Source organism: Duganella sp. Dugasp56, assembly GCF_047304105.1.
Taxonomy (GTDB): Bacteria; Pseudomonadota; Gammaproteobacteria; order Burkholderiales; family Burkholderiaceae_D; genus Rugamonas; species Rugamonas hordei.
This window is the reverse complement of sequence record NZ_JBGLYQ010000067.1, coordinates 1-25,807: the sequence shown is the minus strand read 5'-3', so window position 1 is coordinate 25,807 and position 25,807 is coordinate 1. Positions and strand designations below refer to the sequence as shown.

Sequence of the window (25,807 nt, the reverse complement as noted above, 5' to 3'; positions counted from 1 at the left end):
CGCCCCCCCCCCCGCCCGCCCCGCCCCGCCGCCCCCCCGCCCCCCCCGCCCCCCCCCCCCCCGCCCCTGGACGATTACGCGTTGTCGGCGGCCATCGACAGGGCCACCGCTTCGGCCACCTTGATGCCGTCGACGCCGGCAGACAGGATGCCGCCCGCGTAGCCGGCGCCTTCGCCGGCCGGGAACAGGCCGCGCGTGTTCAGGCTTTGCAGCGTGTCGTCGCGGCGCTTGATGCGGATCGGCGACGAGGTGCGCGTCTCCAGCCCGGTCAGTACGGCGTCGTGCTTGAAGTAGCCCTTGATCTGCTTGTCGAACGCCGGGAAGGCTTCGCGCAGCGCGGTGACGGCGAACTCCGGCAGGATCTGCGCCAGGTCGGTCAGGTGCACGCCGGGCTTGTACGAGGGGACCACGCTGCCGAATTCGGTCGAGGCGCGGCCGGCGACGAAATCGCCCATCAGCTGGCCCGGCGCGTTGTAGGTGCCGCCGCCCAGCTCGAACGCCTTTTCCTCCAGCCGGCGCTGGAATTCGATGCCGGCCAGCGGATGGCCCGGGTAATCGACTTCCGGCGAAATGCTGACCACGATGGCGCTGTTGGCGTTGCGCTCGTTGCGCGAATACTGGCTCATGCCGTTGGTGACCACGCGGCCCGGTTCGGACGCCGCCGCCACCACCGTGCCGCCCGGGCACATGCAGAAGCTGTACACGGCGCGGCCGTTGGAGGCGTGGTGCACCAGCTTGTAGTCGGCCGCGCCCAGGATGGGGTGGCCGGCGTTGGGGCCGAAGCGGCAGGCGTCGATCAGCGACTGCGGGTGCTCGACGCGGAAGCCGACCGAGAACGGCTTGGCCTCGATGTAGACGCCGCGCTCGTACAGCATCTGGAAGGTGTCGCGCGCGCTGTGGCCGATCGCCAGCACCACATGGTTGGTGGCGATCTTCTCGCCGCTGGCCAGCGTCACGCCGCGCACCTGGCCGCCGTCGCCGTTATTGCCACTGAGCTGTTCGATCTCGATGTCGACCACCTTGCTCTCGAAACGGTATTCGCCGCCCATCTGTTCGATGTTGGCGCGCATCTGCTCGACCATCTTGACCAGGCGGAAGGTGCCGATGTGCGGCTTGCTGACGTAGATGATTTCCTCCGGCGCGCCGGCCTTGACGAACTCGGTGAGCACCTTGCGGCCGTAGTGTTTCGGGTCCTTGATCTGGCTGTACAGCTTGCCGTCCGAGAAGGTGCCGGCGCCGCCTTCGCCGTATTGCACGTTCGACTCCGGGTTGAGCTCGCGCTTGCGCCAGAAGCCAAAGGTGTCGACGGTGCGTTCGCGCACCTGCTTGCCGCGTTCGAGGATGATGGGGCGCAGGCCCATCTGCGCCAGGATCAGCGCCGCGAACAGGCCGCACGGGCCGGTGCCGATGACCACCGGGCGCAGGTTGTGGTCGTGGCCCTGCAGCTGCTCGCCGTTGGCGACGAATTTATACGAAGTGTCCGGCGACGGCATCAGGTGCACATCGTGCGACAGGCGCTTGAGCAGCGCCGCCTCGTCCCTGACCTGCACGTCGAGCGCATAGATCAGCACGATCGCGGTCTTCTTGCGCGCATCGTAGCTGCGCTTGAAGACGGTGTAGCCGAGCAGCTCGGCGGCGGGGATGTCGAGGCGCGCCAGGATGGCGGCCGGCAGCTGGTCCTCGGTGTGGTTGAGGGGCAGTTTTACTTCGTTTAATCGCAGCATGATGTCTGTGTCCAAAAAATTGCGGGGCTCCGTAGCTAGCGGAGAGCGGTGCGGCGTCAGACCGCCGCAGCCGCTATTTTACCCGCAGCGCCCGGTCCTGCGCCAACCTTGGAGCGACCGTCCTCCCGATTAATTCCCGGGTTAATACGTCATGTTTTTTCTTATTCTCCGTTTATTTAAATCCTGGATTTAAAGGATGGAATGCAGGCATCCAAAAGATAATAACGGCGAGGTGAAAGCCTTGTATAGACGAGATGGAAATAATTGGCGGTGTTGCGATAAAACAACGTGATTTCAAAATGGCAACATTCCCTCGTGGCGTGGGTTTCTCTCAAGTGGTCGCAAAAAGTGAGCTGGATTGAACAAAAAGACACACTCTTCGTGCTGCATCGCAGCATTATTGGTGAAATACCAATCTGTAGATGTCAGCATATTATCTGACATAAGACGTTACAATCGATATTTTATTCAATAATACAACACGACAACAAAACAAAAGTGTTGTTACATCGAAAATTAACATATGCATAATGAAAATTGCTGCAATGCGGCAAAAATGCCTGCGTAAAGTCCTTGCTTTGTTCGCTTCCTTGGGCGTTGTTGTTTTTGCGAAACATTTCAGACCGTCGGTTGACAGTTTTGGCATGCAAGTGGTTTCATGCAGTGCGCCTGCAATTCACTATCTGACAGGCGTATATAGCGAGATTCAATACCCGATATGCACCCGGAGACCCCAGGTTTCCAAGGCAAAATCAAAAAAGGTAATAAGAATCCTTCAGGCTGGCCTCGAATAGATATTTGTTCTTTGGAATATCTAGGATGCGGTTGGGTTTCTCCTGTTTCACAGGAGTCTAATAATGGGAGTTTTACAATGGTTCAAGAAAAAATGATGTCGCGCACGCTGCGCACCGTCTTCGCCGGCAGCATGCTGGTGGGCATGAGTGCGATGATGCACAATGCCCTGGCGCAAGAAGCGGCCGCTCCGGCCAAGATCGAACAAGTGCAGGTGACCGGTACCCGCATCACGACTCCAGGCACCACCTCTACCAGCCCGATCTCGTCGATCAGCGCTGAAGAAATCAAATCCTCCCAGCCTATCGCTGTTGAAGAATTCATCAAGGCCTTGCCGGCCGCCGTGCCATCGATCGGGCCTGCGACCAACAACGGTACCGGCGGCGGCGCCACCATCGACCTGCGCGGCCTCGGCGCCAACCGTTCGCTGGTGCTGCTGAACGGCCGTCGCCTGGTGCCGTTCAATCTGAACGGCACCGTCGATACCAACTCGATTCCTATCGCCCTGCTGAGCCGTGTCGACGTCCTGACCGGCGGCGCATCGGTGGCCTACGGCGCCGACGCGGTGGCCGGTGTGGTCAACTTTAACCTGAAGAAGAACTTCAGCGGTTTCGACGCCAGCACCTCCTACGGCGGCACCACCAGCGACCACGATGCCAAGCGCAAGCGCACCGACATCACCATGGGCGCCAACCTGGACGACGGCCGTGGCAACGTGGTGCTGAGCATCGGCAAGACCACCGCCGATCCGCTGACCCAGGGCGCGCGTCCCTATGGCGTGACCAGCGTGAGCTCGACCACCGGCCTGCCGAGCGGCTCGAACACCACCATCCCTGGCGGCTTCGCGGTACCGAAGGGCACTGGCGGCACCGATACCCTGGCCGGCAACTGGCAGATCGATCCGAAGACCGGCAAGCTGGTCTCGCCGCTGGTCCAGTACAACACCAACCCGCTGAACTACTATCAGACCGGTCTGGACCGTACGCAGGCGACCTCGCTGGCCAACTACAAGATCAACGACCACGTCGAAGCGTACACCGAGCTGTTCTACACCAACAGCAAAGTGGCGTCGACGCTGGCCGAGTCCGGCACGTTCGGCAACACCTTCAATATGCCGATCGGTAATCCGTACATCCCTGACGCGGCGCGTCAGCAGATTTGCGAACGCCGCGGCATCCTGGCGGCTAACTGCGTGGCCGGCAACGCCACCATCGTGCCGATCACGGTCAACCGCCGCTTCATTGAAATGGGTCCGCGTTTCAACAACTTCGACAACAAGACGCTGCAGTACACCATCGGCGTGCGCGGTGACGCGGTGCTGGACTGGACCTACGACGCATACTGGTCGCGCGGCACCGCCGACCAGACCCAGGTCCGCCAGAACTGGGGTTCGCTGGCCAAGGTGACCCAGGCGCTGAACGCCCTGAACACCACCAGCTGCACCAACACCGCCAACGGCTGCGTGCCGCTGAACGTGTGGGGCGCCTCCGGTTCGATCACCCCGGCCCAGATCGCCTTCATCAATTCCAGCGCCGTGCTGATGCAAAGCGTGACGCAGGACGTCGCATCGTTCTCGACGCAGGGCGACTTCGGCAACAAGTTCGTCAGCCCATGGGCCGGACAGCCGATCAACATGGCCATTACGGCGGAAACCCGCAAGTCCGTGGCCAGCACCCAGTCGGACGCAGCGTCGCAGATCCAGGGCGAAGTGCTGGGCACCGGCGCTCCGACGCCGGACCGCAGCGGCCACTTCCGCCTGCGTGAACTGGCGGTGGAAAGCCAGATCCCGCTGGTCAAGGACAAGCCGTTCATCAAGGCGCTGACCGCCGACGTGGGCTATCGCGAGACCGAATTCAAATCGGGCGATAAGGATTCGCAGAACTACAGCAGCTGGAAAATCGGCGGCGAATGGGCGCCGGTGCAGACGCTGCGCTTCCGCGCCATGGTGCAAAAAGCCACCCGCGCACCCAACGTCAACGAGTTGTTCGCACCGCTGGTCACCGGCCTGTCGAACCTGGCGGTCGATCCTTGCCAGTTGAAGCTGACCAGCGCCGCCCAGGCCAACACCCCGGGCACTCTGTCGAACCTGTGCCGCCTGACTGGCGTGCCAGCCGGCGAACTGGGCAGCCTGGCACAGCCGTCGTCGGGTCAGATCAACAACCTGAGCGGTGGTAATCCGGACCTGGGCCCTGAGCAAGCCAAGACCCGCACCATCGGCCTGGTCTGGGAGCCGCTGCCCAAGCTGGCGGTGACCTTGGACTACTACAAGATCACCATCGCCAACGCGATCTCCCGTCCGAGCACCGCTGACGTGGTCGACGGCTGCTACCGCACCAATCCGACCTTCGCGTACAACGCCTTGTGCCAGCAGATCGGCCGCGATGCCCAGACCGGCACCTTCAACGGTGTCGGCTCGTCGGGCGTGTTTACGCCGCTGACCAACTCCGGCAAGCAGAAGACCGCCGGCGTCGACTTGAGCGTGGCCTACAAGCTGCAGGCCAAGCAGGTGAACCTGGATCCGAAGTACGGTAACTTCGACCTCGGCTTCTACTACACCCAGGTGCAGAGCTTCGAGTTCCAGGCTTCGCCGATCTCGGTCAATCGCGATTGCCTGGGCTACTACTCGGTCGCTTGCGGCGACGTCGCCAACGCACCGGTGTTCAAGCGCAAGTTCAACCAGCGCAGCACCTGGAACGTGGGCAGCTTCGCAGTCGGCTACAACTGGCGCTATACCAGCGCGGCCGACATCGAACCGCTGGCGCTGAAAACCACGGCGTTCCGGCCTGAATTCTCGCATATCTCCGCGTACAACTATATCGACCTGTCGGGCGTGTACAACTACTCGAAGAACCTGCGTTTCAGCCTGAGCGTCAACAACGCGACGAACAAGAAACCACCTATCGTCGGCGGCACCATCGGTACCACCGCCATGGACAGTGGCAACACGTTCCCGCAGACGTATGACGCCATCGGCCGTTACGTCACTTTCGGCGCCAATGTGAAGTTCTAAGCTGAAGTCCTGACTTCGCGACAAATAAAACCCCCGCGTGGCTGCAAGGCCGGGCGGGGGTTTTTACGTGCGGCGGTTTTGTTATCAGAAGCCGCCCCAGGCCGCGCTCAAGGCGGACACCGCGGCCAGCGCCGCCGTCTCGGTGCGCAGGATGCGCGGGCCCATCGCCAGCGGCAGCGCGCCGTGGCGGATCGCCGCCTCTTCCTCTGCGTCGCTGAGGCCGCCTTCGGGGCCGATCACCAGGGTCACCGCCTGCGGCGCCTGGTGGCGCGCCCAGTCCGCCAGCGACTGTTCGGCGCGCGGCGTCAGGATGATGCGCCGGTGCAGGTCCTGCTGCGTGATCCACTGCTTGTACTCCTGCAGCGGCGCCAGCTGGGCCAGGCGGTTGCGCCCGCTCTGCTCGGACGCCGATTCGATGATGCCCTGCCAGTGCGCCATCTTCTTTTCCGCCCGCTCGGCCGACAGCCGCACCACGCAGCGCTGCGCCGCCAGCGGCTGGAAGCCGGACACGCCCAGCTCGATCGCCTTCTCGATGATCCAGTCCATTTTAGTGCCTTCGGGCAACGCCTGCGCCAGCGTCACGGCGAACGGCAGTTCGACCTCGCGCGGGTGGTGGGCCTTGATCTCGACGCCGGCGCTGCGCTTTTCCACGCGGCCCAGCGTGGCGCTGTATTCGCCGCCGTCGCCGTTGAACAGCGTGACGATGTCGCCCTCGGCCAGCCGCAGCACCTGGATATGGTGGGCCAGCGCTTCCGGCAGGTTGACGAGCTGGCCGATGGCCAGGGGCTGGGGTATGTAAAAGCGGGGCATGCGCTGATCCGGTCGGTTTAAGTTCCGCAATTTTAAATGGTGCACGCGTCCGTCTGGTAAAATAATGGGTTCAGCAGGCCCCCTTGCATCCAGTTTCCATACTTCCGTGATAGACCTACGATGACTTCTACGCTTCCCACCACCCAAATGGCCAACGCGATCCGCGCGCTGGCAATGGACGCCGTCCAGAAGGCCAACTCCGGCCACCCAGGCATGCCGATGGGCATGGCCGAGATCGCCGTTGCGCTGTGGAGCGGCCATTACAGCCACAACCCGGCCAATCCGAAATGGGTGAACCGCGACCGCTTCCTGCTGTCCAACGGCCACGGTTCGATGCTGCACTACGCGCTGCTGCACCTGTCCGGCTACGCGGTGACGATGGACGATATCAAGTCCTTCCGCCAGATGCATTCGAAGACCCCGGGCCACCCGGAAGTGGACGTGACGCCGGGCGTGGAAACGACCACCGGCCCGCTGGGCCAGGGCATCGCCAACGCGGTCGGCATGGCGCTGTCCGAGTACCTGTTGGCGAGCGAATTCAACAAGCCGGGCTTTGACGTCGTCAACCACTACACCTACGCCTTCGTCGGCGACGGCTGCCTGATGGAGGGCATCTCGCACGAAGTGTGCGCGCTGGCCGGCACCCTGGGCCTGAACAAGCTGATCGCGCTGTACGACGACAACGGCATCTCGATCGACGGCAAGGTCGAAGGCTGGTTCACCGACGACACCCCGGCCCGTTTCGAAGCCTACGGCTGGAACGTGATCCGCGCCGTCGACGGCCACGATGTCGCCGCCGTCTCGGCCGCCATCGCCGCCGCCAAGACCTCGAGCAAGCCGACGCTGATCTGCTGCAAGACCGTCATCGGCAAGGGTTCGCCCAACCTGCAGGGTGGCGACAAGGTGCACGGCGCCGCGCTGGGCGACAAGGAAGTCGCCGCCGTGCGCGAATACATCGGCTGGAGCGCCGCGCCGTTCGAAGTGCCTGCCGACGTGTACGGCGCGTGGGACGCGAAAGCCGCCGGCGCCAAGCAGGAAGCCGCCTGGGCCGCCAAGTTCGCCGAATACAGCGCCAAGTTCCCGGCCGAAGCGGCCGAGCTGACCCGCCGCATGCAAGGCGACCTGCCGGCCTCGTTTGAAGCCACGCTGGCCGCCGGCATCGCCGCCACCGTCGAGAAAAAAGAAAACATCGCCACCCGCAAAGCCAGCCAGAACGCGATCCAGGCGCTGGCCCCGGTGCTGCCGGAATTCCTGGGCGGCTCGGCCGACCTGACCGGCTCCAACCTGACCAACTGGAAAGAGTGCGTCGCGCTGCGTTCCGGCAAGCCGGGCAACCACATCAACTACGGCGTGCGCGAATTCGGCATGTCGGCCATCATGAACGGCATCACGCTGCACGGCGGCCACATCCCGTTCGGCGCCACCTTCCTGACCTTCTCCGACTACAGCCGCAACGCGCTGCGCATGGCCGCGCTGATGAAGCTGCGCTCGATTTTCGTGTTCACCCACGACTCGATCGGCCTGGGCGAAGACGGCCCGACCCACCAATCGGTCGAGCACATCTCGTCGATGCGCCTGATCCCCAACCTGGACAACTGGCGTCCATGCGACACCACCGAATCGATGGTGGCGTGGGGCGAGGCGGTCAAGCGCAAGAACGGCCCGTCGACCTTGATCTTCTCGCGCCAGAACCTGCCTTACCAGGAGCGTTCGGCCCAGCAGATCGCCGACATCGCCCGCGGCGGCTACGTGCTGGCCGACGCGGCCGACGCCAAGGTCACGCTGATCGCCACCGGTTCGGAAATCGAACTGGCCCAGGCGGCCGCGTCCGCGCTGGCGGCCGAAGGCATCGCCGCGCGCGTGGTGTCGATGCCGTCGACCGATGTATTTGACCGTCAAGACGCCGCCTACAAGGCCAGCGTATTGACCAAAGGCTTGCCACGTGTGGCAATCGAAGCCGGCGTGACCGATTTCTGGTACAAATACGTCGGTCTGGAAGGCGCGGTAGTCGGCATCGATACCTTCGGTGAATCGGCTCCGGCAGGCGTGCTGTTCAAGCACTTCGGCTTCACGGTGGAAAACGTCGTGGCGAAAGTCAAATCTGTCATTGCATAATCTATAATTGCTTGTTGCATTAACTATATTTAGGAGCAAAGTATGACGATCAAAGTTGCAATCAACGGCTACGGCCGTATCGGCCGCAATGTGCTGCGCGCTTTCTACGAAGGCGGCAAGAAACAAGACATCCAGATCGTTGCGATCAACGACCTGGGCGATGCCAAGTCGAACGCCCACCTGACCCGCTATGACACCGCCCACGGCAAGTTCCCCGGCACCGTCACGGTCGACGGCGACAACATGATCGTGAACGGCGACGTGATCCGCGTGTTTGCACAGCGCAACCCTGCGGAAATCCCATGGGGCGACCTGGGCGTGGACGTCGTGCTGGAATGCACCGGCTTCTTCACCACCAAGGAAAAAGCGTCGGCCCACCTGAAGGGCGGCGCCAAGAAAGTCATCATCTCGGCACCGGGCGGCAAGGACGTCGACGCCACCATCGTGTACGGCGTCAACCAGCACGTGCTGAAGGCCAGCGACACCGTGATCTCGAACGCCTCGTGCACCACCAACTGCCTGGCGCCGCTGGTCAAGCCGCTGAACGACGCCATCGGCGTCGAGACCGGCCTGATGACCACCATCCACGCCTACACCAACGACCAGGTGCTGAGCGACGTGATGCACGAAGACCTGCGCCGCGCCCGTTCGGCCACCATGAGCATGATCCCGACCAAGACCGGCGCCGCCGCCGCGGTCGGCCTGGTGCTGCCTGAGCTGAACGGCAAGCTGGACGGTTTCGCGATCCGCGTGCCGACCATCAACGTGTCGCTGGTCGACCTGTCGTTCATCGCCAAGCGCGACACGACGGTGGACGAAGTCAACGCGCTGATGAAGGCCGCCGCCGAAGGCGCGCTGAAGGAAGTGCTGACCTACCAGACCGAACCGCTGGTGTCGATCGACTTCAACCACAACCCGGCCTCGTCGAACTTCGACTCGACCCTGACCAAAGTGTCGGGCCGTCTGGTCAAGGTGTCGTCGTGGTACGACAACGAGTGGGGCTTCTCGAACCGCATGCTGGACACCACCGTGGCCTTGATGACCGCCAAGTAATTCAAGCGCTGCAATAAAAAAAGCCTCCCGGTTTGCGCCGGGAGGCTTTTCTTTTGGGCTAACGATTAACGATTAACGGAACTTGTATTCCGCCGTCACGCGCACGATGCGGCCCTGGACGTCGTCGGTGTTTTGCGGAATCACGCCGCCGCCGACGTCGGCGAAGTTGCGCAGATCCAGCGGCGGCCGGCGGTTGGTCAGGTTGCGCACGTACAGCGACAGCGTCAAGTCCTTGATGCCGCTGTAGGACACGTTATAGTCCAGGCGCTTGTAGGCCTTGACCTGGCACTCGTCGGCGCTCCACTTCAGGTCGGTGCAGCCGGCCGAAGTGTAGACGTCGTCGAAGTAGTCGGTGTTGAGCGAAGTCTTGCTGTTGTAGACCAGGCGCAGGTTGTTGCTGAGCTTGCCGGTCTGCAGCGTCGCGCTGATGTTGGCCACCAGTTTCGAATAGCCGTAGCGGCCCGCCAGGTTGTCGCCGTAGTTGTTCAGCGTCGAGCTGAAGTTCTTCAGGCTCAGCAGGTAGGTCGCGTTGGCGCCGAGGTCCAGCCGGCCATATGGCGTATTGAAGCGCGACGTGCCGCCCAGGTCGACGCCGCTGGTCTTGGTGCGCGAGACGTTTTCGAACTGTCCCGAGGTCGAGGCCAGCGGGCCGACCGTCACGCCGTACTTGGCCTGCTCGGCGGCGGTGAAGGTCTTGTCCTGCGTCAGCGGCTGGCGGTTGATCACGCCCGGCGCCTGGTCGGCTTCCGCCGCCAGCAGGTCGGCGGTCGATTTCAGGCCGATCTCATCCTTGCGCTCGATGCGCCAGTAGTCCAGCGACAGGCTGCTGCCCTTGACCGGCTCGAGCACGAAGCCGACGGTGGCGCTGTGCGTGGTTTCCGGCTTCAGGTTCGGATTGTTGCGCACGATGCTGGCGACGCCGCCGGAGCATTCGTTGGTCTGCACGGTGTCGGCGCGCGCCAGTTGCAGCGCCTGGTTCGGATCGCTGTCCGGCAGCGCCGCGGCCGCCGCGCGCAGATCGTCGGCCAGCCTGCGGGCCTGGCTGCAGCGCTTCGGATCGTTGACGCTGTTGTCGAACGCGAACTTGCTCGACTGCGCGCTCTCGGTCAGGTTGGGCGCGCGGAAGCCGCCTTCATAGGTGGCGCGGAACAGCAGCACCGGCGTGGCTTCGAAGCGGGCCGCGATCTTCGGCGACGCATGGGTCTTGAAGCCGGGGAATTTGTCGACGCGGGCGGCGCCCACCACTTCCAGCTGGCTGGTCACCGGCAGGTTGATCTCGGAGAACACCGCCTCGGTGGAGCGGCTGGCGTCCGCCATGGCCGCGCCGTAGCCGATGATGTCGCCATTGCGCAGGTTGTCGGTCGGCGTGATCTTGAATTTCTCGTGACGCACTTCGCCGCCCACCGCCAGGCCGATGGCGCGATCGCCGATCTTGCCCACTTCGCCGGTGATCTTGCCGTCGATGAAGTACTGGGTGATCTTGCCGTCATAGCCTTGCTCCGGGAACAGCTGGCGCAGCACCTCGGCCGAGTTCTTCTGGCCCAGCTTGTAGCCGTGGTTGAAGAAGTTCGGATCGGCGGCCGTGTATTCGCAATAGCCGGGGAAGTTGGCTTCGCAATCGGGATTGCCGGCCAGCGTCTTGGTGTAGTCGCCGACCACGGCCTTGAAGCCGCTGTCGCTGATCGAGCCGTAGCTGCGCGACTTGGTCTTGCTGCCCATCACGCCGACCGCGGTATCCCAGTCGTACTTGTTCCACAGCTGGCCGCGCAGGCCGGCCAGCACGCGGTACTGGTCGCTGTCGTTGGGGTTGTTGGACGGCGCGTCGGCCCAGCGGTAGCGCAGCTCCAGCGGCTCGCCGGTGGTGTTGAGCGGCGAGTCCGGCGACAGGAAGCGGTAGCCGAACAGCTTGCCTTGACCGTTGCTGGGGTTGCCCCAGATGACGTCCGGGTTGGCCGAACCATAAGTGCCGGCGGCGCCGATGTACTCGGTCTTGGTTTTCGAGTACAGCACCTCGGCATAGCCTTCGGTGCCGTTGCCCAGGTTCAGCTTGCCGGACACCAGCGCGTTGACGCGGTCGGCCTTCGGTATGGCTTCGAAGCGGGCAAAGCGGTCGTACACGCACAGGCCGGCCGCGCTGATGGTGGTGCAGCCGTCGACCGGGCCCTGGCCGATCAGGTTGCCGGGGTAGGAGTAGGTGGACGGGGCGCCGCGGTTGCCGAACATCAGGCCGCTCTTGGGCGCCACGGCGGAGAATTTGGCGCCGTAGGCGGGATTGATATCGTCGAGCACGTCGCGCCAGATCACGCTGCCGCGCTTGAACACTTCGACGTTGGCCAGCACGTTGTAGCCGTCCTTGTTGAAGTCGCCGAAGCCGCCGGTGATGCTGGCGGTCTTGGTGTTGAACTGTTCGTTGGCCACCGATTGCTGGTAGTTGGCGCGCACCTGCACGCCCTGGAAGTCGCTGCGGGTGATGATGTTGATCACGCCGGCCACCGCGTCGGAGCCATAGATGGCCGAGCCGCCGTTGCGCAGCACTTCGATGCGGTCGATGGCGTCCAGCGGCAGCGAATCGAGGTTGGTGAACACTTCGTTGTAGTCGGCCAGCGCATACGGCGCGACGCGGCGCGAGTTCAGCAGGATCAGCGTCGACTGCTTGCCCAGGTTGCGCAGCGAGGCGGACGAGGCGCCGCCGGCGAAGGAGTTGGAGCCGCCGATGTCGGACAGCGAACTGCCGTAGGCGCTGGTGTTGGACGAGGTCAGGGTGTCGATCATGTCGCGCACCGAGTTGACGCCGAGGCGGTTGATTTCCTCGCGGCGCAGGATCTGGACCGGCGTCGCCGTTTCCGTGTCGATGCGTTTCAGGTTGGAACCGGTAATGACGACCTTTTCCAGCGGCTTGCCCGCTGCATCCGTGTCCTGTGCCAATACCACGTGGGATGAGGCGAGCGTCAACGCGACCGCGATGACGCCCTGTTTCAGTGCAATTTTTTTCACTCTAACTCCCGATTTTGCTTTTTATATAATTACCGTTAGGCATGTGTGCGTTACAGATCGTGTAGCGCCCTGAGATTATATTTAGCAGATCGGAAAAATTGCCAATATTACATATCGAAATCATGTAAAAACAACACTAATCCGGAAATCTGTCACCCTTATAGCGTGACCCGCAGGCCGAGGTAGTAGCGGCGGCCGATGGCGTCGTAGGTCGAGGTATCGGTTTCGGTACCGGTCTTGTCGCCGGGCAGGCCGCTGATGATGGGCGGTGCCTTGGCGTTGAAGGCGTTGTCCAGGCCCAGGTACAGTTGCATCGATTTGCGCACGTCGTAGGTGAACTGGAAATCGTTGTAGGTGCGCGAACCGACGCCCACCGTGCCGGGCGCGATGCTCAGGCTTTTCAGGAACTGGTCGTCCAGCGAGACCGGCCCGGTGTAGGTGGCAACCCAGGTGGCGCCGAAGTTCCCCCATTTGTAGGCCAGGTTCAGGTTGGCGCGGTTGCGCGGCGCATTGGTGTTGGCTGCCGTGATCTCGCCGACATCGAAGTTCTTCTCCGCCTCCGGCGTCGCCTTCTGCCATAAATCGCGCAGCCAGGTCCAGGCCAGGCGGGCGCTCAGGTTGCCCGGCCCGACCTTGTCCGACCATGATCCGGTCAGGTCCACGCCCTCGGTGCCGAAGCCGCCCGAGTTGGTGACCGCGACGTCGCTGTACTTGATCGAACCGGAACTTAGGTTGCCGACGGCGGAGGGGCGGCGCGTGATGAAGCTGCAGAAGGTTGGGTTGTTCTGGTTGTAGCACTGGTCCAGCGCATACTGGCGGTCGGTCTGCACGATGGCGTCGGCGATCTTGATGTTGAAATAGTCGACCGTGAAGGTGAAACGGCTCAGCATGGGAATCGAGCGCGGCGTGATCACCAGGCCTATCGTGGTGGAGCGGCCTTTTTCCGCCTTGAGGTTGGGATTGCCCCGGTCATAGCCGCTGATGCCCTGCTGGTCGGCCTGATTTAACGTGAAAATGCCGCCATGTGCAGCCATATTGGCGGCAACTCCCGGCGCATTGCGGCAATTGACGGCCAGCGCGCTGGTGCCGCCGGACGACACGCCTTCGCAGGGATCGACCAGTCCGGTGGGGAAATCCTGGCTGGGCGCCTGGTACAGCTCGTTGATATTCGGCGCCCGCGTCGATTGCGCGCGCGTGCCGCGCAGCTTGAAGTCCGAGGTGATGCCCCATTCGAGGCCGGCATTCCAGCTGTTGGTGCTGCCGACGGTGGAATAGTCGCCGTGGCGGACGGTGCCGAGGAAGCTCAGTTCGCGCGCGAACGGCTGGTCTTTCAGCAGCGGCACCCGGGTTTCGACAAACGCCTCGCGCACGGTGAAGCTGCCGAAGGTCGGGGGCAGGGCGTTGCCCGCGTTCAGGCCGGACTGGGTCAGCGGATCGGGAATGGCGCTGGAATCCTCGTCGCGCCACTCGAGGCCGGCGGCGATGCCGATGCGGCCGGCGGCCAGGCCGAGCGGGAGCTCGCCGCTGACCGAGCCGCCGGCCAGTTTCTGCGTGATCGCCGTGGTCAGCGAGCCGGGCGCGGTGACGTATTTCAGCGCGTCCGGCGTGATGCTGTTGTAGCCGAACAGGCTGATCGGGACGCAGCCTTCCTCGCGCGCGTGGACGTCGCGGCAGACCGGCGTGCCGTCGGGGCCGGGGATGGCTTCCAGCGCGTTGCGCAAGCTCATCACATTGACCTGGCCGGTGGAGCTTTGCGCCTCCTTGGTCTTGCCGTAGGCGATGAAGGCTTCATAGCTCCAGTCCTTGATCGTGCCTTTCAGCCCGGTGGCCAGGCGGAAGGTGTCGCGGTCGACGGTGGCGCGGCGCGCGCCGAATTCCGACAGGCGGCGGGTGAAGAAGTAGTCCGGCACGCCGTCGCCGTCGGTGTCGCTGATGCGGTCATATAAATACTGCGGCACCAGCGGATTCTTGACCACCACGCCGTTGATCAGCGTAGCCGCCGGCACCTGGCCGCTGGGCTTGTAGACCTGGTCCGAACCCAGCGGGAAGGCTTCGATGTTGGTATCGGCCTTGGTCGACGCGTAGTTGCCCTCGAAGAAGGCGCTGTGGTTCTCGTTGAACGCCCAGTTGCCGGTGGTGGCGAACAGGTAGCGCTCGGTCGGCACGGCGATCAGGCGGTAGGCCGAGCGGTTGAAACCGGTGGCGCCGGCGCCGGTGCCGGCCGTGCCATTTTGATTCCACGGGACAATATTGTTATTTGCATCATAGGTGAAATCCTCGCTGTCGCCAAAGAAATGGCCTTGCGGCGCGTAGCCGGAGTAGTTGGGTTTTTTTGCCACGAAGGCAAGTTCGGGATGCCCCTGGGTGATAGCCGAGGTCTGGTCGACGGCCGAGAAATCGCGGTCGCGCGAGTACACCGCGCCCTGTTTGGAATAGCCGAAATGGCCCATGACATTGCTGGCGCCGTCGGCGCTGGTGGTGCCGAAAGTCAGTGCCAGTTTCTTTTTAAAATCATCCCCTTCATTGCTTTTTCCGGTCTGCGCATCCACCAGCACGCCATTAAAGTTTTTCTTCAAAATAATATTCACCACACCTGCCACCGCATCGGAGCCATAAGTCGCCGAGGCACCGCCGGTTAATAGTTCCACCCGTTCGATAAAATCGGTGGGTATCGTATTCAGGTCGACCGCGCTTTCTCCCGGCATGCCGGAAACAAAGCGACGACCATTGACCAATACCAGCGTTCTTGAATCGCCCAGGTTGCGCAGATTAATAGTCGACACGCCGCCGCTCGATGTCAGGAAATTCGAATTGGTGCGGCTGACGGTGGGCGTGCCCATGGTCGGATTCTTCTGCAATAAATCTTGCAGATTGCTTGCACCGGACGCGGCAATATCCGCCGAGCTTAATATCTGCAATGGCGAAGGAGATTCCGCTGCCGGCGACGCAATACGGGAGCCGGTTATCAGCACTTTCTGCATGGGTTCAGCAGTTTCCTGGCCATATGCGGCTTGTGTGCCAAGGGCCAGGCCGCCGGCGCAGAGTATGCGAACCGAGCGGGTGATTATGGTTGCTTGCGTCATTTCCAACTCCTTTATTGTTTATTAACGGGATGCCACCGCTGATAGACAGACGAGTCAGACTAAGAGTTCCCCACGAAGCCAAGCTCAAATATGGCATTTACATGCCAGTTTCTGGCATGTTCCAAAGGCATGGACGAAAAAAAAGCCGGGACATCGTCCCGGCTGGCGCAGATGGCAGGCTGGTTTTATTGATAAATGCCGGAGCCGACCAGCATATCCTCGACCTTTTCCACATAGCCGGATTTGGCCTCGACGGCCTTGGTGACCGGATTCGGCCATTTGAAATCCACCCAGCCGCTGCCCTTGGTTTTAGCGAGGTCGACCATTTCTTTAATCATGGGCTTGCCTTCATTATCCTTGAGCCCGATTAAAGGCTTGCCGACCATTTTAGGGTTATTGCCGTGAGCTAAAGCGACGCCATTCAGATCGTACACATAAATATACAGGTCGCGATCATGGAAGGTGGTATTCGACGGATCGGAAATGGCGGCGAATGCTTTTTCCTTGCCGTCCGATTTAATCAGGGCCACGGCCTTTTTAACCATGGCAACCGCTTCTTCCTTTGTGCCCTTGTCGGCAGCCAACGCGGACGACGATATCGCAAACATGCTTAATCCGAACACCGCCGCACCAAATAATGCTTTCATATCATTCTCCTGTTTGAGTAAGACTGTGACGGCGCTGGGCGCTCTTATTCAGATAAGTTTAACTCAGGATAACACCAATATTAACAGCGCGTTGCTATTCGACAACGTTGTCGCCGAATATACTGTTCCACAAGGCAGTTACCTGCGCCGCGTGGGCCGATACCAGGGCCGGATCGACGCGCGCCAGATCCTGTCCCTGCAGCCTTAATTGGTGCTGCAGCTTGCGCAATTGGCGGTAGGCGTCGGCCACGCTGGCGGCCAGTCCGGCATCGATCAAACCCAGTTCGCCGCACATTTTTAAAAGAGCAATATTTCCAATATTACCAGTCAGCTGCGGGTAGGCCGCGGCGTGCTGCAGCACCAGAAACTGCACGATGAATTCGATGTCGATCATGCCGCCCGGATCCTGCTTCAGGTCGAACAGCGTACTGAGGTTGGGCTTGGCATCGACCATTCGTTTCCGCATTGCAATGACTTCCTGCTTCAGCGGCCCGTCGGCCGGACGTTCCTTGCGCAGCACGGCTTCGCGGATTTCATCGAAGCGGCGGCCGATGGCGGCGTCGCCGGCGCAGAAGCGGGCGCGGGTCAGCGCCTGGTGTTCCCACACCCAGGCCGAGTTGCTCTGGTATTTTTCAAACGCCGACACGCTCGACACCAGCATGCCGCTGGCGCCGTCCGGGCGCAGCGCGGTATCGATGTCGAACAGGATGCCGGCCGAGGTGTGCGAGGTCATCCAGGTAATAAAGCGCTGCGCCAGTTTGGCGTACTGGGCCGGCGCTTCCTGGTCGGCGTCGTCGTACAGGAAGATCACGTCCAGGTCGGAGACATAGCCCAGTTCCTTGCCGCCCAGCTTGCCGTAGGCGATGACGGCGAACTGCGGCACCTCGCGGTGGCGCGTGGCCACCGTCTGCCACACCGCCTTGATGGCGGCGGCGACGATGGTGTCGGCCAGCGACGACAGGTAGTCGGCCAGTTTTTCCACCGTCAGGTCGCCGGCCAGGTCCTGCGCCAGCAGGTGGAACAGCTGGGCGTGGTGGATTTCTCGCAGGATATCCATCTGGCGCTCGGTGTCGCCCGGCGCCGCGGCCAGTTGCAGCTCCAGGTCGGCGGCCAGCGCCACCGGATCGAAGACGGCGTTGCGCACCCGGTCGTCCAGCAATTCGTCCAGCAGGATGGGGTGCTGGCTGAGGAATTGCGCGGCCCAGCCGCTGGCGTGCACCATGCGGATCACGCGCGCCAGCGTGTGCGGGTACTCGGTCAGCAGCGACAGGTAGGCCGAGCGGCGCGCGATCGCCTCGAGGAAATCGAGCAGCCGGCCCAAGGTGGCCTGCTGGTTGCCGCCGCTGGACTCGCGCGAAGCCTGGACGATCAGCGGCAGCGCCGCGTTGACCAGACCCAGCAGCCGGTTGCGGCTGGCTTCCGGCAGCGACTGCAGGCGCGGCGCCTGCCAGGTGGCGATCAGCCGCTTGGCCGCGCCTTCCGGATCGTCGAAGCCGAGCGCGGCAAACTGCGCCACCATGGATTCGCGGTTGTCCGGATCGGCGCATTCATTGCTTGATTGCGGGTTGATGTCGTTCTCGCCGCCGCCGTTGCTCTTGTCCGAGAACATTTCGTCGAACTGGCCGGCGACAAACTGGCGGTGCGCTTCCAGCTGGGTCAGCAGTGTGGCGACGTCCGGCAGCCCCATCATTTGCGCCACCAGCAGGCGGTCGGCGTCGTTGGCCGGCAGCGTATGGGTCTGGGCGTCGTCGATATATTGCAGGCGGTGCTCGAGATTGCGCAGGAAGGTGTAGGAAGCCAGCAGTTGATAGACGATGGCGTGACTTAGCAAACCCTTTTCAGCGATGATGCGCAGCGTGGTGCGGGTCGAGCGGTCGCGCAGCGCGGCGTCACGGCCGCCGCGTATCAGCTGGAACACCTGGGCCAGGAACTCGATTTCGCGGATGCCGCCGCGCCCCAGCTTGACGTTGTTGCTGCGGTCCGGGTGCAGCCGCTCCTGGCGGTTGACCTCGGCGCGGATCTGCGCGTGCATATTGCGGATGGCGTCGATGACGCCGAAGTCCAGGTAGCGGCGGAAGCAGAACGGCCGCACGATGGCGTCCAGCGCGGCGATATCCTCGCCGCGGCCGGTGACGGCGCGCGCCTTGACCCAGGCATAGCGCTCCCATTCGCGGCCCTGGACGATCAGATACTGCTCCACCATGCTCAGGCTGGCGGCCAGCGGGCCCGAGCCGCCGTTCGGCCGCAAGGCCATATCCACCCGGAACGTGTAGCCATCTTCTGTGATCTCCGCCAAAGCGGCGATCAGTTTCTTGCCCAGGCGGATAAAGAATTCGTGGTTCGACAGGCTGCGCTGGCCCGCCCCGGTGGCGGCGGTGTCGCCGTCCTCCGGGTAGACGAAGATCAGGTCGATATCGGACGACACGTTCAGCTCGCCGCCGCCCTGCTTGCCCATCGCCAGCACCATCAGCTCCTGCGGCAGGCCGGAATCGCGGCCGATCGGCGTGCCGTGGGCGGCCACCATTTCCGCGGTCAGCGCCCGCAGGTGCTGCTGGATCGCGAAATCGGCGAAGCGCGTCATCGCCTCCACCACCTCGGCCAGGTTGGCCTTGCCGGCCAGGTCGCGCCGGATCAGGCCGCACACCAGCAGGTTGCGCAGCCGGCGCATCGCGCGCGGCAGCGGCAACGGCGGCGCGCCGTCCGGCACGGAGAGGGTTTCTTTGGTCAAATAGTCAGCAAGATCGATCTGGGCAAGCGATAATTGCGCCAATTCATCAATCTTGCCGCCGCGGTCGGGAGCGGCGGCCAGCCAGCGCTGGTAAAAACGTGAAACGGTGGGGGCAATCGATGGTGCGGTCATAGGCTGTAATGAGATGTAATCCGTGTAAATCCGCCTTAAGTGGCGCTGGTTTGCCCACCTGATGCGGTAGAATTGCTGCGCAGGCATAAAAGCTTGGAACCGAGTTTAGCGATTTATTTGACGCATGGCCTGATTTATTAGCTTATTGATGCAAAAACAAGATGAGGAGACTGTGACAGACGAGGGCCCTTTGGCTGCGCGCTGGCACCGGCTCAGTGCCGCCTATCGCGTCTGCAACCTGGCCACCCATCATGTGCTCGGCTTCACCGTCAAGCTGTTCCTGCTGCTGTATTTCGCCTTCGCCATCCTGTTCCTGACGCTGCGCTACGCCGTGCTGCCGAATATCGACCACTACAAGGGCGATATCGAGCGCCTCGCCAGCCGCGCGGTGGGCAATCCGGTCACCATTTCCCGCATCTACGCTTCCTGGAAGGGCCTGCGCCCCAGCCTGTTCCTGGGCGACGTCGTGCTGCACGATCCGCTGGGCAACCAGGCGCTGACCTTGCCGAGCGTGTCGGCCACGCTGTCGTGGTGGAGCGTGGTGGCGGCCGACGTGCGCTTCGAAACGCTGGAGCTGACCCGGCCCGACCTCGCCGTCCGCCGCGAAGCCGACGGCCGCCTGTACGTGGCCGGCATCTACATCGACCTGAACAAGCCGAGCGACGGCAAGGGCGCCGACTGGCTGCTGTCCCAGCGCGAGATCGTCATCCGCGAAGGCCGGCTGCAATGGACCGACAGCATGCGTTCGGCGCCACCGCTGGCGCTGGACGGCGTCAACATCCTGCTGCGCAACCAGTGGCTGCATCATCAGCTGGCGCTCAAGGCGACGCCGCCGGCCGCGCTGGCCGCACCGCTGGACCTGCGCGCCGATTTCTCCCATCCTGCCTTCGGCGCCCGCGTGTCGAACGTCTCGATGTGGAAGGGCGAGGTCTATGCCGACATCCGCAACACCGATCTGGCGACGTGGAAACCCTGGCTCGACTTTCCGTTTGAGCTGAACAGCGGCGGCGGTTCGCTGCGGACCTGGATCGGCATCGACCAGTCGCGCGTGACCAGCGTGACCGCCGATGTCGGCCTGGTCAACGTGTCCGCCGTGCTGGGCAAGGAATTGCCGCTGCTGGACCTGCGCCAGCTGACCGGCCGCCTGGCCGCCCGCGAAGACACGTCGCCCGTGGCGCCGCTGGTCAAGCAGGGCGCGGTCAAGCCGCGCTTCGGCGCGCGCGGCCACAGCATCGAACTGAGCAACCTGACCCTGACCACCAGCGACGGCCTGGTGATGGCGCCGACCTCGCTGTCCGAGCACTACACGGCCGCCGCCGGCGCCAAGCCGGAGCGCTTTGAAATCCGCGCGCGCCAGCTGGACCTGCAAACCATGGCCGGCCTGGCCGAGCGCCTGCCGCTGAACGACCACCAGCGCAAGCTGCTGGCCGATTTCGCGCCGCGCGGGCTGTTGCAGAATTTCTCCGCCGAGTGGCAGGGCGCTTATCCGGCCTTGCAATCCTACCGCTTCAAGGGCGACCTGGTCGGGCTGGGGCTGAAGCCGCAGCCGCCACGTCTGGCGCAACCGAAGACGGCCAAGTCGCCGGCCATCGCCGGCATGCCGGCGATCCCCGGTTTCGACAACCTGAGCGGCAGCATCGACGCCACCGACAAGGGCGGCAGCTTCGCGCTGGCTTCGGAGCAGCTGGTGCTGCAGATGCCGGACTACTTCAGCGAACCGTCGATGCCGTTCGACAAGCTGAACCTGAAGGCGCGCTGGTCCTTCGAGCCGGACAACCAGCTGCTGTTCCAGGTCGACAGCATGGACTTCCTGCAGCAGGGACTGAGCGGCACGCTGCAGGGCTCGCACACGATGCCGCTGGCCGGCAAGGGCATGGGCAAGGTCGACTTCACCGGCACGCTGAACGGCTTCCAGCTGGACCGCATCGACAACTATCTGCCGATGCAGACGCCGCACGAGCTGCGGGCCTGGCTGACCGGCGCGCTTGAAGGCGGCGTCGCCAACGACGTCACGCTGCGCCTGCGCGGCGATCTGGCGCACTTCCCGTTCAACGCCGACAACCCCGGCGACAAGACCCACGGCGAATTCCGCGTGGCCGGCAGGCTGACCGAAGGCAAGCTGAATTACTCGCCCGGCCATTATCTGCACGACGGCAAGGAGCTGGGCAAGGACGGCAAGCCTTTGCCGCTGTGGCCGCAGGCCGAGCACATCAAGGGCAGCTTCGTGTTCGACCGCGCGCGCATGGAAATCCGCGGCGACACGGCCACCACCGGCGGCGTCGCGCTGTCCGGCGTCAAGGCGGTGATCCCCAACCTGGCGATCCACGATTCGATGCTGGAAATCGACGGCAACGCCGCCGGGGCCATGCAGGAATTCCTCAAGTACGTCGCCGCCAGCCCGGTGCTGGAATGGATCTCGCACTTCACCGACGAAACCCAGGCCGGCGGCAACGCCAAGCTGGCGCTGAGCCTGCGCCTGCCGCTGGCGCACATCATCGACGCCAAGGTGCAGGGCGCGCTGCAACTGATCAACAACGACATCACCTTGATGAACGACCTGCCGCCGGTGCAATCGTCGCAGGGCAAGATCGAATTCAACGAGCACGGCGTCAACCTGAACCAGCTGTCGGGCGTCTTCCTCGGCGGTCCTGTGGCGATCACCGGCGGCAGCCAGAAGGACAATTCCATCGTCGTCAAGCTGGGCGGCACGATGACGGCCGACGGGTTCCGCAAGACCTACGCGATGCCGGCGATGCAGCGCCTGTCCAGCCACTTCTCCGGCGCCACGCGCTACAACGGCACCGTCACCGTGCGCGACCACCAGGTGGTGGTGGCGGTCGATTCCAGCCTGGCCGGGCTGGGCGTGGACTTGCCGGCGCCGGTGAACAAGGCGGCGGCCGACAGCATGCCGGTGCGCTTCCTGCTGACCAGCACGCTGAACCCGGACAGCGCAGGCGCGCTGCGCGACGACATGCGCATCGGCCTCGGCAACGGCATCTCGGCGCGCTACCAGCGCCAGAAAATCGGCAAGACTCCGTGGAAGCTGGTGCGCGGCGGCATCGGCGTCAACGCGCCGGCGCCGGAACCGGACAGCGGCATGGCCTTCAACATCAACCTGCGCGCGCTCAACGTCGACAACTGGCTGGACTTCGGCGCCGAGATCGCCGGCAAGGGCGACGCCGCCGCCGCTGCGGCAAACGACGGCGTCGACATCGCCCAGTACGTGATGCCGGACACCATCGCCGCGCGCGCCAGCGAACTGGTGGTCGGCGACCGCAAGCTGGAAAACGTCGTGGTCGGCGTGTCGCGCCAGAAAACGATCTGGCAGGCCAGCATCGATTCCAGCCAGGCCAACGGCTACCTGACGTGGAGCGAGCCGTCGACCGGCTCCGGCCTGGGCAAGGTGACGGCGCGCCTGTCGTCGCTGGTGATTCCGGAATCGGCGTCGAGCGACGTGCAGGACCTGCTCGACGGCAAGAGCGCCGCCGCCACCATCCCGGCGCTGGACGTGGTGGTCGAGCGCTTCGAACTGTTCAACAAGCAGCTGGGCCGGCTGGAACTGCAGGCCAACAACGCGCAGATGCAAAGTACGCGCGAATGGCGCGTCAGCAAGCTGTCGCTGGCCAACCCGGACGGCGAGCTGAAGGGCACCGGCAAATGGGTCAGCCGCGACGGCGTGCACAACACCAGCCTGAACTTCAACCTCGACATCGCCGACGCCGGCAAGCTGCTGGACCGCTTCGGCTTCGCCGGCACGCTGAAGGGCGGCAAGGGCACGCTGAACGGCGACATCGCGTGGAAAGGCCTGCCGTATTCGCTGGACCTGCCCAGCCTGTCCGGCGACATCAAGATGAACGTGGAAAAAGGCCAGTTCCTGAAGCAGGATCCGGGCGCCGCCAAGCTGCTTGGCGTGCTGAGCCTGCAAGCCTTGCCGCGGCTGCTGAAGCTGGACTTCCACGACGTGTTTTCGGAGGGGCTGGCGTTTGACGGCATCACCGCCAACGCCTCCATCCTGCACGGCATCGCCAAGACCGACAACTTGAAAATGCACGGCGTGGCCGCAACTGTGCTGATGGACGGCAGCGCCGACATCGCCAACGAAACGACCAATCTGCATGTGGTGGTGATACCGGAAGTGAATCTGGGCACGGCGCCGCTGGTGTATGCGCTGGCCGTCAATCCGGTGATCGGCCTGGGCAGCTTCCTGGCCCAGCTGTTCCTCAGCGCGCCGGTGATGAAGGCGCTGACCTATCATATGCAGGTGACCGGCCCGTGGAAGGCGCCGGTGGTCACCAAGCTCGATGCCTCGAAAGTGGAGCCGCCGGCCGCCAAGGGCATGCACTAAAACCTGACACGGGATCGCCATGAATACAGTCGCCGCAGTACAAATGATTTCCTCGCCGTCCGTGACGGACAATATCGCCACCGCGCGCCGCCTCGTCGCGCAGGCCGCCGACAGCGGCGCCACGCTGGTGCTGCTGCCGGAATACTGGGCCATCATGGGCCTGAGCGACAGCGACAAGGTGGCCGTGGCCGAGCCGCTGGGCCGGGGGCCGATCCAGGACTTCATGGCCGCGCTGGCGAAGGAACTGGAGATCTGGCTGATCGGCGGCACCCTGCCGCTGGCCTCGGACGATGCGGAAAAAGTCGTCAACACCACGCTGGTCTACAACCCGCGGGGCGAACACGTGGGCCGCTACGACAAGATCCACCTGTTCGGCTTCAGCAAGGGCACGGAGTCGTACAACGAATCGAAGACCATCGTGCCGGGCAAGCAGGTCGGCGTGGTCGAGGCGCCGTTCGGCAAGGTCGGCATGTCGGTCTGCTACGACCTGCGCTTCCCCGAGCTGTTCCGCGCCATGGGCCCGGTGGCGCTGATCGTGGTGCCGGCCGCCTTCACCTACACCACCGGCCAGGCCCACTGGGAAATCCTGCTGCGCGCGCGCGCCATCGAAAACCAGTGCTATGTGCTGGCGGCGGCGCAGGGCGGCACCCACGTCAACGGCCGCCGCACCTGGGGCCACAGCATGCTGATCGACCCGTGGGGCGCGGTCAAGGCCGTGCTGGCCGAGGGCGAGGGCGTGGTCCACGGCGATATCGACCTGATGTTCATCGACAGCGTGCGCCAGAGCCTGCCGGCGCTGAAACACCGGACCATGTAAAATTGCACCACACTCTTAGAAGACACCATCATGAAGCCATTTGAACCGAATCTGTCCACCCTTGCCGTGGCGCGCGACATCCTGCTGACGCCGTTCGGGCTGGACGAGGGCAAGCTGCTCAAGACCCTGGGCGCGATGTTCACGCACAAGGTCGACTACGCCGACCTGTATTTCCAATTCACCAAGAACGAAGGCTGGAGCCTGGAAGAGGGCATCGTCAAGACCGGCAGCTTCTCGATCGACCAGGGCGTCGGCGTGCGCGCCGTGTCCGGTGACAAGACCGCCTTCGCCTACTCGGACGAAATCTCCGAAGCGGCGCTGATGGACGCGGCCTCCGCCACACGCACCATCGCCCGCGCCGGCGCCGGCAAGATCAAGGTGGCCGGCGCCATGACGCCGACCGGCGGCCGCTCGCTGTACCTGCCCAACGACCCGCTGGCCTCGCTCGACGCGACGGCCAAGGTCAAGCTGCTCGAGCGCGTCGAGAAGATGGCGCGCGCCAAGGACCCGCGCGTGGTGCAGGTGATGGCCAGCCTGGCCGGCGAATACGACGTGGTGCTGGTGGTGCGCAGCGACGGCGTGCTGGCGGCCGACATCCGCCCGCTGGTGCGGGTGTCGCTGACCGTCATCGTCGAACAGAACGGCCGCCGCGAAGTGGGCTCGTCGGGCGGCGGCGGCCGCTACGACTACGGCTACTTCAGCGACGCGCTGCTTGATCAGTACGCCACCGACGCCGTGCAGTCGGCGGTGGTCAACCTGGACGCGCGCCCGGCGCCGGCCGGCCCGATGACCGTCGTGCTGGGACCGGGCTGGCCCGGCATCCTGCTGCACGAGGCGATCGGCCACGGCCTCGAGGGCGACTTCAACCGCAAGGGTTCGTCGACCTTCTCCGGCCGCATCGGCGAGCGCGTGGCGGCCAAGGGCGTCACCGTGGTCGACGACGGCACGCTGGCCGACCGCCGCGGTTCGCTCAACATCGACGACGAAGGCAACCCGACCCAGTGCACCACGCTGATCGAGGACGGCATCCTGAAGGGCTATATCCAGGACACCATGAACGCGCGCCTGATGAAGATGCCGGTGACCGGCAACGCCCGCCGCGAATCGTTCGCCCACCTGCCGATGCCGCGCATGACCAACACCTACATGCTGGGCGGCGACAAGGACCCGGCCGAGATCCTGGCCTCGGTCAAGAACGGCCTGTACGCGGTCAATTTCGGCGGCGGCCAGGTCGACATCACCAACGGCAAGTTCGTGTTCTCGGCCAGCGAGGCCTACATGATCGAGGACGGCAAGATCACCTATCCGGTCAAGGGCGCGACCCTGATCGGCAACGGTCCGGAAGTGCTGAACCGCGTCTCGATGATCGGCAACGACATGCGCCTGGACCCGGGCGTGGGCGTGTGCGGCAAGGAAGGCCAGAGCGTGCCGGTGGGCGTCGGCCAGCCGACGCTGCGCATCGACGGCGTGACCGTCGGCGGCACCGCCTGAAAAAGGCGGGGGGGGGGGGGGGGGGGGGGGGGGGGGGGGGGGGGGGGGGGGGGGGGGGGGGGGGGG

General features: G+C 63.9%; 12 protein-coding genes. 6 read left to right on the top strand and 6 right to left on the bottom strand.

What is annotated here, in order from left to right; genetic code table 11:
- Positions 1–74 precede the first annotated feature (74 nt).
- Entirely contained in the window at positions 75–1,724 is a 1,650-nt protein-coding gene (locus ACCD07_RS30275) for an NAD(P)/FAD-dependent oxidoreductase (protein WP_353400168.1), read from the bottom strand.
- Between the two features lie 871 nt (positions 1,725–2,595).
- On the opposite strand from ACCD07_RS30275, the gene ACCD07_RS30270 reads away from it, so the two are divergent.
- Positions 2,596–5,526, top strand: a complete 2,931-nt coding sequence (locus ACCD07_RS30270; RefSeq protein ID WP_413449470.1) for a TonB-dependent receptor domain-containing protein — start codon at positions 2,596–2,598, stop codon at positions 5,524–5,526.
- Positions 5,527–5,610: 84 nt separating this feature from the next.
- Here ACCD07_RS30270 and ACCD07_RS30265 read toward each other — a convergent pair whose 3' ends face one another.
- Positions 5,611–6,336 (bottom strand): 16S rRNA (uracil(1498)-N(3))-methyltransferase, encoded by a 726-nt coding sequence (locus ACCD07_RS30265; RefSeq protein ID WP_176655546.1) that lies wholly within the window; start codon positions 6,334–6,336, stop codon positions 5,611–5,613.
- Positions 6,337–6,456: 120 nt separating this feature from the next.
- Here ACCD07_RS30265 and tkt point away from each other — a divergent pair, with 120 nt between their 5' ends.
- Positions 6,457–8,451: a transketolase gene (tkt, locus tag ACCD07_RS30260; protein WP_413449469.1), complete on the top strand. Its 1,995-nt coding sequence runs from the start codon at positions 6,457–6,459 to the stop codon at positions 8,449–8,451.
- 42 nt (positions 8,452–8,493) lie between these two features.
- On the top strand, positions 8,494–9,504 hold the full coding sequence (gene gap, locus ACCD07_RS30255; protein ID WP_176655548.1) for a type I glyceraldehyde-3-phosphate dehydrogenase: 1,011 nt from the start codon (positions 8,494–8,496) through the stop codon (positions 9,502–9,504).
- A gap of 72 nt (positions 9,505–9,576) precedes the next feature.
- Here the strand turns inward: gap and ACCD07_RS30250 are convergent, their stop codons facing one another.
- From ACCD07_RS30250 to glnE, 4 genes are all read right to left on the bottom strand, one after another.
- A complete protein-coding gene (locus tag ACCD07_RS30250) occupies positions 9,577–12,498 on the bottom strand; it encodes a TonB-dependent receptor plug domain-containing protein (protein WP_413449468.1) in 2,922 nt (973 codons plus the stop codon).
- Positions 12,499–12,656: 158 nt separating this feature from the next.
- A complete protein-coding gene (locus ACCD07_RS30245; protein WP_413449467.1) occupies positions 12,657–15,479 on the bottom strand; it encodes a TonB-dependent receptor domain-containing protein in 2,823 nt (940 codons plus the stop codon).
- A gap of 287 nt (positions 15,480–15,766) precedes the next feature.
- The gene (locus tag ACCD07_RS30240) at positions 15,767–16,228 is read right to left on the bottom strand and encodes a cache domain-containing protein (RefSeq protein ID WP_176655551.1); all 462 of its coding nucleotides are present in this window, start codon (positions 16,226–16,228) and stop codon (positions 15,767–15,769) included.
- Between the two features lie 94 nt (positions 16,229–16,322).
- Positions 16,323–19,088: a bifunctional [glutamate--ammonia ligase]-adenylyl-L-tyrosine phosphorylase/[glutamate--ammonia-ligase] adenylyltransferase gene (gene glnE / locus ACCD07_RS30235; RefSeq protein WP_413449466.1), complete on the bottom strand. Its 2,766-nt coding sequence runs from the start codon at positions 19,086–19,088 to the stop codon at positions 16,323–16,325.
- A gap of 148 nt (positions 19,089–19,236) precedes the next feature.
- Here glnE and ACCD07_RS30230 point away from each other — a divergent pair, with 148 nt between their 5' ends.
- Genes ACCD07_RS30230 through tldD form a run of 3 tightly spaced genes read left to right on the top strand, consistent with a single transcriptional unit; the run spans position 19,237 to position 25,741 of the window.
- A complete protein-coding gene (locus tag ACCD07_RS30230) occupies positions 19,237–23,433 on the top strand; it encodes a YhdP family protein (protein WP_413449465.1) in 4,197 nt (1,398 codons plus the stop codon).
- 19 nt (positions 23,434–23,452) lie between these two features.
- Positions 23,453–24,250, top strand: coding sequence for a carbon-nitrogen hydrolase family protein (locus ACCD07_RS30225; RefSeq protein WP_413449464.1), 798 nt, complete (start codon positions 23,453–23,455; stop codon positions 24,248–24,250).
- 30 nt (positions 24,251–24,280) lie between these two features.
- Positions 24,281–25,741, top strand: a complete 1,461-nt coding sequence (gene tldD / locus ACCD07_RS30220) for a metalloprotease TldD (RefSeq protein WP_413449463.1) — start codon at positions 24,281–24,283, stop codon at positions 25,739–25,741.
- The last annotated feature ends 66 nt before the right edge of the window (positions 25,742–25,807 follow it).

Bases quoted from the DNA above. Each gene is read 5' to 3' on its own strand.
- ACCD07_RS30275 (WP_353400168.1), bottom strand. From the start codon at position 1,724: ATGCTGCGATTAAACGAAGTAAAACTGCCCCTCAACCACACCGAGGAC.
- ACCD07_RS30270 (WP_413449470.1), top strand. From the start codon at position 2,596: ATGGTTCAAGAAAAAATGATGTCGCGCACGCTGCGCACCGTCTTCGCC.
- ACCD07_RS30265 (WP_176655546.1), bottom strand. From the start codon at position 6,336: ATGCCCCGCTTTTACATACCCCAGCCCCTGGCCATCGGCCAGCTCGTC.
- tkt (WP_413449469.1), top strand. From the start codon at position 6,457: ATGACTTCTACGCTTCCCACCACCCAAATGGCCAACGCGATCCGCGCG.
- gap (WP_176655548.1), top strand. From the start codon at position 8,494: ATGACGATCAAAGTTGCAATCAACGGCTACGGCCGTATCGGCCGCAAT.
- ACCD07_RS30245 (WP_413449467.1), bottom strand. From the start codon at position 15,479: ATGCAGAAAGTGCTGATAACCGGCTCCCGTATTGCGTCGCCGGCAGCG.
- ACCD07_RS30240 (WP_176655551.1), bottom strand. From the start codon at position 16,228: ATGAAAGCATTATTTGGTGCGGCGGTGTTCGGATTAAGCATGTTTGCG.
- glnE (WP_413449466.1), bottom strand. From the start codon at position 19,088: ATGACCGCACCATCGATTGCCCCCACCGTTTCACGTTTTTACCAGCGC.
- ACCD07_RS30230 (WP_413449465.1), top strand. From the start codon at position 19,237: ATGCAAAAACAAGATGAGGAGACTGTGACAGACGAGGGCCCTTTGGCT.
- ACCD07_RS30225 (WP_413449464.1), top strand. From the start codon at position 23,453: ATGAATACAGTCGCCGCAGTACAAATGATTTCCTCGCCGTCCGTGACG.
- tldD (WP_413449463.1), top strand. From the start codon at position 24,281: ATGAAGCCATTTGAACCGAATCTGTCCACCCTTGCCGTGGCGCGCGAC.